This window comes from Candidatus Pelagibacter bacterium nBUS_30, assembly GCF_051201245.1.
In the GTDB taxonomy this organism is placed as follows: Bacteria; Pseudomonadota; Alphaproteobacteria; order Pelagibacterales; family Pelagibacteraceae; genus Pelagibacter.
Genome location: NZ_CP172842.1, coordinates 91,113 through 107,292 on the forward strand (window position 1 = coordinate 91,113; position 16,180 = coordinate 107,292).

14 protein-coding genes and 1 riboswitch are annotated in these 16,180 nt (G+C 29.3%); of the genes, 10 read left to right on the plus strand and 4 right to left on the minus strand.

Annotated elements, in window-relative coordinates; all coding sequences use genetic code 11:
* The first annotated feature begins 6 nt into the window (after positions 1–6).
* Complete coding sequence (locus tag ACIJYE_RS00485; protein ID WP_435090431.1) at positions 7–999, plus strand: complex I NDUFA9 subunit family protein; 993 nt, start codon at positions 7–9, stop codon at positions 997–999.
* Here the strand turns inward: ACIJYE_RS00485 and ACIJYE_RS00490 are convergent.
* Positions 996–1,490 (minus strand): GcrA family cell cycle regulator, encoded by a 495-nt coding sequence (locus ACIJYE_RS00490; RefSeq protein ID WP_435090434.1) that lies wholly within the window; start codon positions 1,488–1,490, stop codon positions 996–998. The two genes, ACIJYE_RS00485 and ACIJYE_RS00490, sit on opposite strands and share 4 nt — an antisense overlap.
* Positions 1,491–1,659: 169 nt before the next feature.
* Here ACIJYE_RS00490 and ACIJYE_RS00495 point away from each other — a divergent pair, with 169 nt between their 5' ends.
* Together ACIJYE_RS00495 and argF are read left to right on the plus strand one after the other, a co-directional pair.
* Positions 1,660–2,826 carry an aspartate aminotransferase family protein gene (locus ACIJYE_RS00495; protein ID WP_435090436.1) on the plus strand — a complete coding sequence of 389 codons (1,167 nt, stop codon included), beginning with the start codon at positions 1,660–1,662 and terminating at the stop codon, positions 2,824–2,826.
* A 1-nt stretch (position 2,827) separates the two neighbouring features.
* On the plus strand, positions 2,828–3,757 hold the full coding sequence (gene argF / locus ACIJYE_RS00500; protein ID WP_435090438.1) for an ornithine carbamoyltransferase: 930 nt from the start codon (positions 2,828–2,830) through the stop codon (positions 3,755–3,757).
* On the opposite strand, the gene ACIJYE_RS00505 is transcribed toward argF, so the two are convergent.
* Complete coding sequence (locus tag ACIJYE_RS00505; RefSeq protein WP_435090440.1) at positions 3,749–4,288, minus strand: c-type cytochrome; 540 nt, start codon at positions 4,286–4,288, stop codon at positions 3,749–3,751. The genes argF and ACIJYE_RS00505 overlap by 9 nt on opposite strands.
* Positions 4,289–4,403: 115 nt before the next feature.
* Here ACIJYE_RS00505 and kdsB point away from each other — a divergent pair, with 115 nt between their 5' ends.
* The 5 genes from kdsB (at position 4,404) to recR (ending at position 8,714) form a co-directional block, all read left to right on the plus strand.
* The gene (gene kdsB / locus ACIJYE_RS00510) at positions 4,404–5,135 is read left to right on the plus strand and encodes a 3-deoxy-manno-octulosonate cytidylyltransferase (protein ID WP_435090442.1); all 732 of its coding nucleotides are present in this window, start codon (positions 4,404–4,406) and stop codon (positions 5,133–5,135) included.
* The gene (locus ACIJYE_RS00515) at positions 5,135–5,971 is read left to right on the plus strand and encodes a prephenate dehydratase domain-containing protein (RefSeq protein WP_435090444.1); all 837 of its coding nucleotides are present in this window, start codon (positions 5,135–5,137) and stop codon (positions 5,969–5,971) included. The genes kdsB and ACIJYE_RS00515 overlap by 1 nt, the downstream gene beginning before the upstream one ends.
* A 141-nt stretch (positions 5,972–6,112) precedes the next feature.
* Positions 6,113–7,789: a DNA polymerase III subunit gamma/tau gene (gene dnaX, locus ACIJYE_RS00520; protein WP_435090446.1), complete on the plus strand. Its 1,677-nt coding sequence runs from the start codon at positions 6,113–6,115 to the stop codon at positions 7,787–7,789.
* The gene (locus ACIJYE_RS00525; protein WP_435090447.1) at positions 7,782–8,099 is read left to right on the plus strand and encodes a YbaB/EbfC family nucleoid-associated protein; all 318 of its coding nucleotides are present in this window, start codon (positions 7,782–7,784) and stop codon (positions 8,097–8,099) included. The genes dnaX and ACIJYE_RS00525 overlap by 8 nt, the downstream gene beginning before the upstream one ends.
* Positions 8,100–8,102: 3 nt before the next feature.
* Positions 8,103–8,714 (plus strand): recombination mediator RecR, encoded by a 612-nt coding sequence (gene recR, locus ACIJYE_RS00530; protein WP_435090449.1) that lies wholly within the window; start codon positions 8,103–8,105, stop codon positions 8,712–8,714.
* Here the strand turns inward: recR and ACIJYE_RS00535 are convergent.
* Positions 8,701–10,887 (minus strand): malate synthase G, encoded by a 2,187-nt coding sequence (locus ACIJYE_RS00535; RefSeq protein ID WP_435090450.1) that lies wholly within the window; start codon positions 10,885–10,887, stop codon positions 8,701–8,703. The genes recR and ACIJYE_RS00535 overlap by 14 nt on opposite strands.
* Positions 10,888–10,966: 79 nt before the next feature.
* Positions 10,967–11,058: riboswitch (glycine riboswitch) on the minus strand.
* 103 nt (positions 11,059–11,161) lie between these two features.
* Between ACIJYE_RS00535 and ACIJYE_RS00540 the strand changes: the two genes are divergently transcribed.
* On the plus strand, positions 11,162–12,253 hold the full coding sequence (locus ACIJYE_RS00540; RefSeq protein WP_435090451.1) for an acetyl-CoA carboxylase carboxyltransferase subunit alpha: 1,092 nt from the start codon (positions 11,162–11,164) through the stop codon (positions 12,251–12,253).
* 3 nt (positions 12,254–12,256) lie between these two features.
* Here ACIJYE_RS00540 and secA read toward each other — a convergent pair whose 3' ends face one another.
* A complete protein-coding gene (secA, locus tag ACIJYE_RS00545) occupies positions 12,257–14,803 on the minus strand; it encodes a preprotein translocase subunit SecA (RefSeq protein WP_435090453.1) in 2,547 nt (848 codons plus the stop codon).
* Positions 14,804–14,870: 67 nt separating this feature from the next.
* Between secA and argJ the strand changes: the two genes are divergently transcribed.
* Positions 14,871–16,175, plus strand: coding sequence for a bifunctional glutamate N-acetyltransferase/amino-acid acetyltransferase ArgJ (argJ, locus tag ACIJYE_RS00550; RefSeq protein ID WP_435090455.1), 1,305 nt, complete (start codon positions 14,871–14,873; stop codon positions 16,173–16,175).
* The last annotated feature ends 5 nt before the right edge of the window (positions 16,176–16,180 follow it).

Sequence of the window (16,180 nt, forward strand, 5' to 3'; positions counted from 1 at the left end):
ATATATATGAAAGCAAAAAATTGTCTAATTTTTGGCGGCAGTGGTCAAATCGGACGTAACTTAATAAGAAAGCTCACAAAAAATAACTATAGGGTTACTGTAGTCACTAGAAATATACATCAAAAAAGCTACGTCATTAAAACCCAAGCAAATGCAGGGTATATTGAAATTGTAGAATCAAATATTTTTGATGAAAAAAAGATTAGAATGCTTTTTAAAAAAGCAGATATATGCATTAATTTAATTGGTATTTTGTTTGAAAAAAAAAATGGAAATACATTTAAAAATATTCATACCTTGTTCCCATCATTATTAGCAAAATTATGTAAAGAATATAACTTAAAATATTTTATACATTTATCAGCATTAGGTATTAATGAAGCGTTAGACTCGGATTATGCCAAAAGCAAATTAGAAGGGGAAAACAATATTTTAAAAAATTTTCCTCTAGCTACAATATTAAGACCTTCAATTGTTTATTCTGTAGATGATAATTTTACTACTAATTTTATGACACTACTGAATAGACTGCCTATATTTCCACTTTATTATAGGGGAGAAACAAAATTTTCACCAATTCATTGTTCTGATCTAACAGATACAATTTTTTATGTGATTTCAAAAAATATTTACTCTAAAATAATAGAGTGCATAGGTCCAGAAACAATATCCTTTAAAGATATACTGGAAAGATTATTGTTGCTAATAGGCAAAAAAAGAATTTTGATACCTTTTCCATTAACGTTAGCTAATTTTTCAGCAAAGTTGTTTGAAATATTACCCAATCCTTTAGTGACAAGGGATCAATTAAGACTTTTAAAATATGATAATATCCCGTCTGGTAAGTATAAAACTAATGCAGAAATAGGAATTCCTAGTGTAAGATTTTTTGATCAAGAAGTTAAAAAGTATTGCTATATGTGGAGAGAAGGTGGTCAATTTTCTACAGAAAAATATATAACAAAAGATTTTGAAAAGAACGAAGCTAATAAAATTTAAGCAGACTGTATTTTTTCTTTAATAAAATCTGGTGCTTCTTCTTTGTCTGTTGTTTCTTCTTTTTTACCTTTAGGTTGGTATGCATACAAAAGATGCAGCTTGCAATATGAAAAGTCTTTTAATGAAGATCTTCCACAAAAGTAAAATGAACTCTCATCTGGATGACCAATTGGCCATTTACATGAGCTTTCATCAAGTTGCTCTAGATGTTTCGGGTTTTCTGGTTCAAAATCTTTCTCAATAATTAAAGATTTAAACTTACTTTTACGTCCCTTATTAGATTTAATACCTTTTTGTTCTATTGAATTTTCAAAATTTTGACTTGAAATTGCCGTTCTAGTTTTGATTTTTGCTGATAAGTTTAATCTATGTGCTTTGCCAATAACTGCGTTTCTACTAATGCCACCAATAATTTCAGCAATTTGACTTGCGGTATTCCCTTTACCCCAAAGCTCTTTTAATTTTGCTACTTTTTCTTCTGTCCAGCTCATGATCTATATGTTGTATTAAAGTTTATAAAAATAACAATATACTGATACTTAGACAAATTAAACAAGCAAAAACTCAAAGTTATCAACAAAAAAAAAAGAATTGGTTTATAGGTATTTTCAATCATAACTTGTGTCTAATAATTAAAATTTATAAATACTGATTAAAATTATGAGTTATTTAGCAAAAAATTATAATAGAAAAAAAATTTCATTTAAATATGGAAAAGGAAGTTTTTTATATTCAACCAATGGCGAAAAATATTTAGATTTTGTTCAAGGTATAGCCGTAAACTCTCTAGGACATGCACATCCTAAATTAGTAGATGCTATAAATAAACAATCAAAAAAACTTTGGCATGTCTCAAATGCATTTCAAATCCCAGAGGGAGAAATGTTAGCAAAAAAATTAGCTAAAAAAACTTTTGCTGATTATATTATGTTTCAAAACAGTGGTGCAGAAGCGACAGAAGCAGCAATTAAAGTTGCTAGAAGATATTTTTACTCAATTGGAAAGCCAAAAAAAAATAGAATTTTATGTGTTAAAAATAGCTTTCATGGAAGAACATTAGCAGCAATATATGCAAGTGGTTCAAAAAAAATGACAGAAGGTTTTGGACCAAAGGTATCTGGTTTTGATCATTTTGAATTTGGTAATCATCTCTCATTAAAAAATAAAATTACAAAAAACACAGCTGCAATAATGGTTGAAACTATTATGGGTGAGGGAGGTATCAAAGTAATTCCTGACTGGTGTTTAAGAGAACTTAGAAAAATTTGTGATAGAAAAAATATTCTATTAATATTAGATGAAGTCCAATGTGGAATTGGAAGATCAGGTGATTTTTTTGCTTTTGAAAAATCTAAAGTAAAACCTGATATTGTTCCAATTGCAAAAGGTATTGGAGGTGGATTTCCAATTGGCGCAGTCTTAATGAATAAAAAAGTAGCCTCAGGAATGATAGCTGGAACTCATGGGTCAACTTTTGGTGGGAATCCATTGGCAATGACTGTTGGTAATTCAGTAATGGATATAATCTCAAATAAAAAATTTTTAAAGAATGTGAAAAGTATTTCAAAATATTTTTTATTAAATCTTAATAAAATTAAAATTGAATACCCTAATATTATTAAAGAAATAAGAGGAAGAGGTTTATTGATTGGAATACAACTTAAAAAAGACCAGACAGAATTTATAAAGAAACTTATGGATAATAATTTATTAACAATAAGAGCAGCTGAAAATGTTGTTAGAGTCTTGCCACCACTTAATGTAAAAAAGAATGAAATTAATCAATCACTAAAAATTATTAAAAAAGTTTGTTCAGAATTAAATTAAAATGAAACATTTTATAAATTTAAAAGATATTCCTGCTAAAGATCTTAGAAAAATTATTGTTGATGCAAAAAAAAGAAAAAACCTTAGAAGAAAGTTAAATACATTGGAGGTTGATAAGGGGTCTCCATTAAAGGGTAAAATGCTTATCCAAATGTTTGAAAAAGCAAGTTCGAGAACAAGAATAAGCTTTTATTTAGCAATTAAACAACTTGGAGGAGGAACTTTAACACTTAGATCTAATGAATTACATCTTGGTCAAGGTGGTGAAAGTATATCAGATACAGCTAAAATACTGTCAACTTATGGGGATGGTTTTATGTTAAGAACAGACAGTGATAAAAAAATTGAAAATTTTAAAAATTATTTATCAATTCCAATAATAAATGGTTTAAGTCCATCTTCACATCCAACTCAAGTTTTATCTGATATTTTTACTGCCGAAGAAATAAAGAAAAAACCAATTTCAAAATTAAACATTTGTTGGATTGGAGATGCCAACAATGTCTTGGATAGCTTAATAGCTGCGTCAGTAAAATTTTCATTTAAACTTAGTATAGGATGTCCAAAAAATTTTGAACCAGGTAAAGAAGTAAGGGCATGGGTAAAGAAAAATAAAAAACAAATATTTATTTATAATGACCCTAAAAAAGCTGCTATGGGAGCTGATGTTATATTTTCAGATAAAGTTATATCTCTGAATGATAAAGTGAATAAAAAGAAAAAAATTGAACAGTTTAAAAAATTTAAGATAGATAAGAAATTAATGAGTTATGCAAAAAAAGATTGCATTTTTCTTCACTGTCTTCCTCGTGGATCTGAAGTAAGTGACGAAGTTTTTTTAGGAAAAAAATCTCATGTTTGGCAACAAGCTCTTAATAGAGTTCATGTTCAAAAAAGTATTTTGTTGTATTGTTTTGAAAAATTAAGGTAGTGTTATTGGATTATCTGAATTTTGATTTAGGTATTTTATAACCGAAGCTCTATCTTTTTCTTTTCTAAGTCCAGCATAAGCCATCTTTGTTCCCTTAATATATTTGGCAGGTTTTTTAAGAAACCCATTTAGCTCTTCAAGCGTCCAGTTTTTATCATAAGCAGATAAAGCTTTTGAGTATTTGTAATCTGCTACTCCTCCAACTTTTCTTTCAACAACATTATATAATGCAGGACCAATTTTATTTTTTCCACCTTTTATAATTGAATGACAAGCTGCACATTTTTTGAAAATTTTTTCCCCTGATGCCAAATCTCCCATTGCCATTAATGCTGCTATATCAATTTTTTCTTCCACAGCTGTTTCTGTAGATACCGCCACCGCTGTAGCTTGCTCTACTTCAACTGCATATCCAGGAGTTTTAGGTTTTTCTACATGAAATATGATATTTGATAATTTGCCAATACCGATGATCAAAAGTGCTACCATTAATATTGCAGCTACTATTTTATTAATTTCAAAAGAATCCATTTTTTTAAATATTTAACTGGAACATATATCATGATAAATAAAAAAATTACTAAAATTTAATGTATAAATTTGCCTCTATTGCTATTTAACAGGTATAATAATAATTCAATTATTAATGAAAACGTTAACTATTATACCTTCACGATTGTCAGCAACCAGGCTACCTGGCAAACCTTTATTAAAAATAAATGATTTATCGATAATATCGCATGTATTTAGAAGAGCTCAGGAAGCAAATATTGGCGATGTAGTCGTTGCAGCAGAGGATCAAGAAATAGTAGATGATGTTGTTAAAAATGGAGGTAGAGCCATTTTAACCAGCAAAAATCATAAGACAGGAACTGATAGAATTCATGAGGCAGTGCAAAAATTAGAAGTAAAAGATGCAGATTTGATAATGAATTTACAAGGTGATGAGCCAGCAATTAATATTGAGGACATTGTAAGTTTAAATAAAAAAATGGTTAGTATTCAATCTCAAATGGGCACTCTTGCTGCCAAAATTGAAGATCTCAAAGACTTAGAAAATGAAAACATTGTAAAAGTTATAACTAACAAAAATTTAAACAATGATGAGTTTTCTGAAGCAAAGAATTTTTTAAGAAGATCATCAGAAATAGCTAATATTTATCACCATATAGGAATTTATTGCTATTCAATCGAAACATTAAAAAAAATTGTTGAACTAAATCAATCAAAAAATGAAATTGAAAATAGATTAGAGCAGCTGAGGGCATTGGACAATAATATTATTATAAACGTTGCTCTTGCAAAGTCTTCTCCAATAGGAGTTGATACAGAGGAAGATTATCTAGCCTTAAAAAAAATTATGGAATATAAAGTTTAATGGCAAAAATTTATTTTCAAGGTACTTTTGGAGCATACTCACATTTAGCTGCATTGTCAGTTAATCCAGATGCAGAAATAATGCCATGTAAAACTTTTGATGAATGTTTTAATAAAGCAAGTCTGGATCCGGATTGTAAAATAATTATTCCTGAATCTAATAGAATTACAGGAAATATTGGTATTGAATATTTAATATTCAAGCATAGACTAAATATTTACAAAGAGCATTTTCAAAAAATAGAACATAATTTATTAGGCCAACCTGGCGCAAAACTTAGTGATATAAAAGAAGTATATTCTCACGCACAAGGATTGTCTCAATGTTCAAAATTTATAAAAGAAAATAATATTATTGAGCATATTAGAGCAGACACAGCTGGCTCTGCAGAAATGATTTCAAAAACAAAAGATGTTAAGCAAGCTGCAATCGCATCATCTTTAAGTGCTAAAATTTATAAATTAGATATTGTCAAAAAAAATATTGAAAATGAAAGTGGGAATTTAACAAGATTTTTAGTAATGGGTAAAAATATCTCTCAACCTGAATATAAAAGAAAAAAATATATTACTTCTTTTTTATTTAAACTTAAAAGTAAGCCTGCAGCTCTTTATCAATCTTTAGGTGGATTTGCGATTAACGGAGTGAACTTAACAAAGCTACAAAGTTATCCTGAAAAAAACACATTCGACTCTTTCTTTTTTTTGTGTGATTTAGATGGGCATATAGAGGACTTGAAAGTTCAAAAATCTTTAGAAGAGCTAGGGCTTCATTGTGAGGATTTTCACGTCTTAGGTGTTTTTGAGGCTGATAAGTTAAGAGAGAAAAAAAAATAATCTTTTCTTGTAGAATAGAAAATATACCTGCTATAATAGTTTTGGAGGCTAGAGGTGTATGCTGCTTGAACCCGACCAGATCTTAACGGAAGCAGTCGTAGAGACAGTTATTCAGGTTCTAGTCTCCTTTAAATAAATATAATGAACAATAACTCTAAAGTACTAGCATTAAAATATAGGCCACAAACTTTTGGTGATCTCATTGGTCAAGAAGTTGTTGCAGAAACTATAATAAACTCTATCAAAGCAGACAAAATTCCTAATGCCTATCTCTTCACTGGGATAAGAGGAATTGGTAAAACTACAACTGCTAGAATTGTTGCCAAAGGACTTAATTGTTTGAACGGCATTGAAAATTTATGCAAAGAAGATTTATGTAATAATTGTAAATCAATAGCTGACTCAGGGCACATTGATGTCCTTGAAATGGATGCGGCTAGCAAAACAGGAGTGGATGATATTAGAGATTTAATTGAATTTTCTAGATATGGCCCTACGTCAGCAAAATACAAGATATTTATAATTGATGAAGTTCACATGTTAAGTAAACAAGCATTCAATGCTTTGTTAAAAACACTTGAAGAACCACCAGAATATCTAAAATTTATTTTTGCGACTACAGAAATAAAAAAAATACCTATTACAGTAGTTTCAAGGTGCCAAAGATTTGATTTATCTAGAATTAAATCGACTGAATTATTTGAGTTCATCAAAGATATAAAAGAAAAAGAAAATGGTAAGGCATCAGATGAAGCCCTAAAGTTAATTGTAAAAATTTCAGAAGGATCTGTAAGAGATGCATTGTCTTTACTAGATAGAGCTCTGCTAAGCTTAGATGAAAAAACAGAGTTAGATCTTAATGCAGCACAAAAAATTTTTGGATATTTCGATAAGTCTCAATTAATTAGTTTATTTGAATTAATATTGAAGGGAGAAGAGGAAAAAGTAATTAATATTTACAGAAAAATTTACGATCAGGGTGTTGAACCAAAAGTATTTATTAATGATTTTTTAGAAATACTTTATTACTTTAAAAATATAAATTCGTTATCTTTAGAAAGTACAAATTTCTCACTTAATGATGAAGAGTTTTTAAAAATCAAAGATATTTCTAACCAAGTAGATTCTGAGGTTTTAATATTATTTTGGCAGTTTGCAATATCATCGCTTGAAGAATTGGATATTGTTTCTAATCAGCATTTATCTATTGAAATGTTTTTAATAAGATTAATGCATTTAAGTTCAATTAAGTTAAAGAAAAATATTGTTCAAGAAGAAAATAATAATCTTGTAGATAATCAAATAGACAATAAAGATACAGATAAAGAACAAGGAATTGGTGGTAGCTCAAGAATTATTAGTCAAATCAAAAATATTGCCCAAGAAGAAAAGCACAAACCAGAAGTTAAACCAGAGATAAAAACGATAGATAAAAATTTGATAAATTCATTTGATGACCTTCTTGATGTTTGTACTCAAAAAAAAGAAATTAAACTAAAATATGAATTAGAAAAAAATGTAAATCTTGTAAAATTTGAAAGAAATAGAATTGAAATTTCATTTAATGATAATTTAGATAAAGATTTTGTAAAAGATCTTTCTTCAAAACTTTATGAATGGACTGCTGAAAGATGGATTATTACTTTTAGTAAATCTCAAGGGGAAATGTCAGTCAAAGAAAAACAAAACAATAAAAAAGATGAATTGGTTAATGAGGTAAAAAGTTCAGAAATCTATAAGATGATACTGAAAAAATTTCCTGATGCAGAACTTACAGACGTTGTATTGAATAAAAAAAAAGAGGATATTAATGACTGATTTTACAAAGATTTTAGATAAAGCAAAAGAATTAGAGGCAAAAATGAAAGAAAGCCAAGAAAAAATTAAGGAGATTAAAGCTGAGGGAATTTCAGGTTCTGACTCAGTTAAAATTACTCTTGACGGTGAAGGTGAGATGCAAAAAATTGAATTATCTGATGAAATTATTAAAGAAGATAAGACAATAATAGAAGATCTAATTGTAGCTGCCCATAATAGTGCTAAATCACAATTAAAAACAAAAACCACTGAAGAAATTTCAAAAGCTACAGGAGGTTTTGGAATACCTGGTTTTAAATGGCCATTATAATTAATGCAAAATATTAGCGAGATAGAGGAATTAATTAAATTAATTTCAAAGCTTCCTGGTTTGGGCCCTAAGTCAGCCAAAAGAATTGTTCTTAAACTAATCAATAACCGAGACGAATTAGTAAAACCTATGGCAAGTACATTAGCTCAGGTTTATAAAAATGTAACAAGGTGTAATTCTTGTGGATCTTTAAAATCAAATTTAAATGGATGTATTAATTGTGAGAGTTCAAAAGAAAAATATACAAAAATTTGTGTAGTTGAGGATATTGCTGACCAATGGTCGATTGAAAATTCAAATATTTTTCATGGATATTTTCATATTTTAGGAGGCACTATTTCCTCAGTAGGACAAAGAAAAGAAGATCTTTTAATTAATTCATTAGTAGAAAGAGTAAATAGAGAAGGCATCGAAGAAGTAATACTTGCAACAAGTGCTACTGTGGAGGGGCAAACTACAGCATATTATATTCAAGATAGTTTGAAAAATACTAATACAAAAATTACTAAATTGGCACAAGGATTACCAGTGGGTGGTGAGATAGAAAATTTAGATGATGGAACCTTATTTTCTGCTTTTAAAAATAGATCTAATTTAAATTTTAACTCAGATTAAGTTTTTTTTTTAATCTATTATGATGCAATAAAGGTTCGGTATATCCTGAAGGTTGCTCTTTTCCCTTAAAGATCAAATCACATGCAGTCTTAAATGCTAAAGATCTATCAAAGTCATCAGACATTTTTGTATAACCAGATCTTCCACTTCGAACATGTGCAGGATCTTTTTCGTTTTGCTCATCTACTATCTTTGCCATTGCTTTCATAATATTGATAACTTGAATCTTAGTTGTAATTCCATGATGTATCCAGTTGGCAATATGTTGTGAAGATATTCTAAGTGTTGCCCTATCTTCCATTAGTCCAATATTATTAATGTCTGGAACTTTTGAACATCCAACACCTTGATCTATCCATCTTACTACATAGCCCAATAAAGTTTGTGCAGAGTTTGATATTTCACTGTTAATTTCCTCAATCGACCAATTTGGCCTATCTGCAACTGGAATTGTTAAAAGGTCATCAAGTTGTGCCTGTTCTCTTTTAATAATATCTTTTTGTTGATCAAAAATATTTATCTCATGATAGTGTAATGCGTGTAAAGCAGCTGCTGTAGGAGAGGGAACCCACGCACAGTTTGCCCCTGCTTTTAAGTGTCCTATTTTTTGCTCCATCATATCTTTCATTTTATCTGGCATTGCCCACATTCCTTTTCCTATTTGAGCTTTTCCAGATAGGCCACACTTTAAACCAATATCAACATTGTTATTTTCATATGCTAAAATCCATTTAGAAGACTTCATGTCTCCTTTTTTGATCATTGGACCTGCTTCCATAGAGGTGTGCATTTCATCACCAGTTCTGTCTAAAAAACCAGTATTTATGAAGAAAACCCGATTTTTTAAAGTTCTAATACATTCTTTTAAATTTGATGACGTTCTTCTTTCTTCATCCATAATTCCTATTTTACAAGTGTATTGTTCTAAACCCAAAACTTCTTCAACTTTAGAAAAAATTAAATCAGTAAATTTAGTTTCTTCCGGTCCATGCATTTTTGGTTTAACAATATAGATAGACCCTGTTCTTGAATTAGTTTTGTGTTTTATGTCATGAATTGCTGCAGCTACAGTTATAAATGCATCCATAATACCTTCTGGCACTTCATTTCCATTACTCAAAATTATTGAAGGGTTAGTCATTAAGTGTCCAACATTTCTAACTAATAACAAACTTCTTCCATGTAGTTTAAGACCTTTGCCATTTTTTGAAATATAGCTTCTGTTTGGATTCAGTTTTCTTTCAAATAATTTACCGTCTTTTTCAAATTGAGTTTTTAGATTTCCTTTCATCAAACCTAGCCAGTTTCTATAACAAACAATTTTATCTGTAGCATCTACTGCAGCAACACTATCCTCGTTATCACAAATTGTTGATACAGCTGACTCTAAAATTATTTCACTAATTCCAGCATGATCTTGTTGTGCGCTAAAAGCTCTTGGATCTCTTAAAATTTCAACATGTAAGTTATTATTTTTTAATATGATTGCCGATGGGTTATCGGCTTCACCTCTATGGCCAATAAATTTTTGTTCATCAGTTAGATCAAAAATATCAACACCTTTTAAAGTTTTTAAATTTCCTTCTTTTACTGCAATACTTGTAATTTTATGCCAACTCAAATTATTAAGTGGAAAATATTTGTCTAAAAAATCTCTTCCATATTTAATAACCATTTCTCCTCTTAAAGGATCATATCTTTCAGACACACTATCTTCAGATTGTTCGATAACATCTGTTCCATACAAACTATCATAAAGACTCATCCATCTTGCATTAGCTGCATTAAGAGCATACCGGGCGTTCATAATTGGTACAACCAACTGAGGTCCTGCTATTTTTGTTATTTCTTCATCTACATTTTTTGTTTCAATTGAAAAATCAGGACCTTCTTTCTTTAGATATCCTATTTCATCTAAAAATTTTTTATAATCTTTTAAATTAAACTCGTTACTTTTATTTCGAATATGCCAATCATCAATTTTTTTCTGTAATATTTCCCTAAAATTTATTAGTTTTCTATTTCTAGGCTCTAATTCATTGATAGTTTTTTCAAACCCTAGCCAAAATTTTTCAGGTGAAATGTCAGTACCTATCAATAGTTCATCATTTATAAATTTTGTTAAACTCTCTGAAACTTTGAGACTGTTGATATTAATATATTTTTCTTGCATAGCACACTTGTTACCCCATCTGTATTTTTGCCTGAGAGTTTTGCTCCTTCGGCGGAAATAAATCTCTTTCCAGAGTGTTGTGCTTCTAACGGTCCTTTTGCCTGAGAGTTTCCGGGGTGGTTGCTCCTTCGGCGCTAAAATTGGCTAATTAGTCTCTCCCGATATGAAATTTGTATCTTTTCAAAAATATTATGTCAATTAATATCATTTATTAATTTTTTAGTTTTCATTTTATTGCCTTTTTTATAGTTAAAGTATCTATTATAAATAAATCATGAAAAATTATCTTAATTTTGAAACTGATATTAAAAATCTGGAAAATGAAATTGAAAAGTTAAAAGACCCTTATAATCAAGATGGGCTGACAGAAGTAGACACCCAAAAAATATCTAGCACTCAAGCTGAATTAGATAAAAAACTTAAGGATATTTATTCAAATTTAGACCCTTGGCAAACCACAATGGTTGCAAGGCATGAAGATAGACCCAAGTCAAAATTTTTTATAGATAACTTATTTGAAGATTTTATCTCTTTATCTGGCGATCGATATTATGGTGAAGATAAATCAGTATTAACTGGCTTTGCAAAATTTAATGGGAGCTCAGTTTTAGTAATTGGTCAAGAAAAAGGAGAAAACCTAGAAAGTAGAATTGAGCGAAACTTTGGAATGATGAGACCAGAAGGCTACCGAAAGACAATAAGGTTAATGAACTTGGCAAATAAATTTAATATTCCTATTATTTCTTTTATTGATACACCAGGCGCATATCCAGGAGTTGGTGCTGAGGAGAGAGGTCAAGCAGAGGCAATTGCTAAGTCAATTGAGTGTTGCATGGAACTTAAAGTTCCAACATTAGCTATTGTAATTGGTGAAGGGGGCTCGGGGGGAGCAATAGCTTTAGCGTCATCAAATAAAGTAATCATGTTAGAAAATGCAATATATTCTGTTATTTCTCCAGAAGGATGTGCAACTATTTTATGGAGAGATCCCAAAAAAATGCTTGATGCAGCCAAAGCAATGAAACTTTCTGCAAAAGATTTATTAGAGTTAAAAGTTATAGATGAAATAATTCCAGAGCCTTTAGGCGGCGCTCATAGAGATAGAGATTTAATGATAAAAAATCTAAGAGGCTCAATATCTAAAAATTTAGATTACTTTAAAGATTTAACATCAGAAGATATAATTAATGAGAGAAAAAATAAATTTTTAAAAATTGGAAGAAACAAGGGATTTATTAGTAATTCAGAGGATTTAAGCACATTAACAATTAAAAATAATAAGTTAGAAAAAATTTTAAACCCAACTTTTTTTTTAATTGTTTCGGCTTTAATTGGTGTGGCACTAATAGCCTATATCTTTTTTTAATATTTATAAAGCACCGTGGCAGTGTTTAAATTTTTTTCCCGAGTCACAAAAGCAAGGCTCGTTTCTTCCTATTTTTTTATTATTAGTTTTTGTTTTTATTTTTTCTGAAGATTTGGTTGCTTCTTTTTGGGATGGTTCCGTTACAACTCTTAAGTTTATTAAAATTGTTATATAATCTAATTTTAACTTATCTAAAAGGTTTGAAAATAAGTTAAAAGCCTCTTGTTTATATTCCACCAAAGGGTCTCTTCCACCATAAGACCTTAATCCAATAACTTGTCTTAATTGTTCTAAATATTGAATATGTGATTTCCAATTAAGATCAATTGATTGAAGAAGTATTCTTTTTTCTATTTCTTTCGAGTTATCATCTCCAAGTATTTTTTTTCTTTCATTTCTCGAGTCATGAAATTTGCGAGTAATTTTATCTTTTAGATCATCATCCTTTGCTGAAATTAATTTATAAATTTCATCTTTATTGAAGCTTTTTCCTACAATTTGTTTTAGGCGGTTATCAAATTCAACATTTTTTGGATTTGATATTTTTTGAGTTTTTAATCTCGTTATATCTTGAATTATTTCTTTTAAAAATTCATCGGAATATTCAAAAATATTATTACTATTCATTGCATTTTTTCTTTGTAAAAACACAACATGACGTTGATCATTAAGAACGTTATCAAACTTAATTAAATTTTTTCTAATATCAAAATTTCTAGCTTCAACCTTTTGCTGTGCTCTTTCTAGAGCTTTATTAATCCATGGATGGTCAATACTTTCTCCATCTTTAAGTCCTAGTTTTTCCAGCATATTATTCATAGAATCAGATCCAAAAATTCTCATTAAATCGTCTTCAAGACTTACATAAAATATTGAGCTTCCTTCATCTCCTTGTCTACCCGCTCTTCCTCTGGCTTGATTATCAACCCTACGAGACTCCATTCTTTCAGTGCCAATTACAAATAAACCACCTAAATTTTTAACTTTATTTTTATCGACCTTAAGTTGATCGTCTTTAATGGATCCTTTTTTTCCACCAAGCTGAATATCCACTCCTCTTCCAGAAATACTTGTTGTAATTATTACAGATTTTTCTTTACCAGCATTTGCAATTATCTCGGCTTCGTTTTCATGGTTTTTTGCATTTAAAACAACATGTTTAATTTTTTCTTTAAGTAGTAAATTTGAATAAACTTCAGATTTATTAACACTTGATGTGAATATTAAAACTGGTTGCCCTAAATTATGAAGCTCAACAATTTTATTTATAATAGCATCATTTTTTTCCATTTCAGTTCTAAAAATTTGATCATTAAAATCTTTCCTTATCATTTGTTTATTGGTTGGAATAACTACTACTGGTAAATTATATATTTCAAAAAATTCTTCAGCTTCTGTAGCTGCTGTACCAGTACAACCAGATATTTTTTTATAAAGTTTAAAATAATTTTGATAAGTTATTGAAGCTAGAGTTTGATTTTCAGCTTGAATATTTATTTTCTCTTTTGCTTCTAGCGCTTGATGCAAGCCATCACCAAATCTTCTGCCTTCAAGAATCCTTCCAGTAAGCTCATCAACAATTTTTAGATTTCCATCTTTAACTATATAATCTCTTCCTTTTTCAAACAAATGATTAGCACGCAATGATTGATTTACGTAGTGGACCAGACTTAAATTTTCAGGATCATAGAAATTGTCATTTTTTAATATTCCAACCTCAGATAAAAGTTTTTCTATGTTATTAATGCCGTCATTAGATAAAAGAATACTTTTTTCTTTTTCATCAATTTCATAATCTTTTTCTTTTAAAAGCTTAACTAGGTTATCTATAGCAAAATATTGATCACTTTTATTTTCTGCTGATCCAGAGATTACTAGAGGTGTTCTAGCTTCATCAATTAAACAAGAGTCTATTTCATCAACAATTGAAAAAGAATGTTCTCGTTGCACCATTTCTTTTTCAGAAAATTTCATATTATCTTTTAGATAGTCAAACCCTAACTCGCTATTAGTTGCGTAAGTAATATCACATTCATAATTTTTTTTACGTTCATTATCATCCTGATCGTTATTGATATAGCCAGAAGTAAGACCCAGAAAATTATAAATCTGCCCCATTTCAATAGAGTCTCTTTTTGCTAAATAATCATTAACAGTAACAATGTGAACTCCTTTTTTAGTTAATGCATTAAGATAAGCTGCAAGAGTAATAGTTAAAGTTTTTCCTTCTCCTGTTCTCATCTCAGCTATTTTACCTTCGTGAAGGACAACACCACCAATTACCTGAACATCAAAATGTCTCTCATTGCGAGTCCTTTTTGATGCCTCTCTTACTAAAGCAAATGCATCAGGCAAAAGTTCATCTAAAGTTTTTCCATTTTTAATTTGTTCAATATATTCGTATGTCTTTTTTGGAAAGTCTGAATCATCTAAATTTTTAAAACTATCTTCTAATAAGTTAATTTTTGCTACAATTTTTTCAATTCTTTCAAGCTCTTTTTGATTACTTGACTTAATGAATTTTGAGAGAAAATTTAAAGGATTAAGCATTTGATTTTTTTGATATATAGTTAATTACAACTTTTAATATAAGTATTAAATAAATATTTTAAATAGCATGGTAATAAATTTAAAAAACTTTGTAGAGTCATGTTCTTCTAAGTTAAAAATGAATGACTTTCAGGATTTAGACCATATTGATGGCATTTCAATATCTGCAGTTTGTGCAAATTTATACAAATCCGTAAGAGATGATTTGGTAATGTTTTATTTTAGAGATGGAGCCAATCATGCTTCTGTTTATACAAAATCAAAAATAGTTTCAGAAAATATTAAGTGGAATTTAAACGTAAGGAAAATAAAAATTAAAGCTCTTATTGTTAATACAAGAAATGCTAATGCTTTTACTGGTCTTATGGGGTATAAGGGTCTCAAAGAGATAGCAGAAGAGACATCTCTACAGCTTACAAAAAAGCAAGTAGAGGATGAAGATAATCCAAAAAAAATTCAATCTAGCGAAATCCTTTTTGGATGTACGGGTACCATTGGTGAAAAATATCCAACGGATAAAATAATAAAAAGCATTCCAAATTTAATTAGCAAAATAAAGTATACACAAAATAAACTAATTTGGGTTAAAGCAGCAATGGGAATAATTACAACTGACACGAAGCCAAAACTTGCAATGGAAGAATGCGAGATTGGTACTAAAAAAGTGAAAATATATGGTATTGCAAAAGGTTCGGGAATGATTTTCCCTAATATGGCAACAACGTTAGGCTATATTTTTACAGATGCGACACTCTCGAATGATATTTTAAACAAATTGCTTAAAAAAAATATTGAAACAACTTTTAATGCAATTAGTTGTGATGGAGACACTAGCACAAACGATATGGTCTCAATCTTTTCTACAGGTAAGGTGAATAATCCAATGATAAATAACATTAATGATAAAAAAATATCTAACTTTGATAAAGCTTTACATTCTGTATTATTAAACTTGGCAAAAAGAGTGGTTAATGATGGAGAAGGTGCTAGTAAATTTATAACAATTAATGTCGCCAAAGCAAAAACAGATAATGACGCGAAAAAAATTGCTTTTTCCATTGCTAACTCGCCTTTAGTTAAGACTGCTATAGCAGGTAACGATCCTAATTGGGGAAGAATTATAATGGCCATAGGTAAAGCTGGTATAGATATTAATATTAAAAAATTATCAATTAAACTTGGCCATATAAAAATTATTGAGAAAGGTCAGTTATTTAAATCTTATATAGAAGATGATGCAACCGTCTATATGAGAGAGTCAAAAAAAATTGATATAACTATTGAGATGAATATGGGAAAAAAATTTTTTACCGCCTACACGATGGATTTTACAAAAAAATATATAGAGATTAATGCTGACTACAGAACTTAACCAGT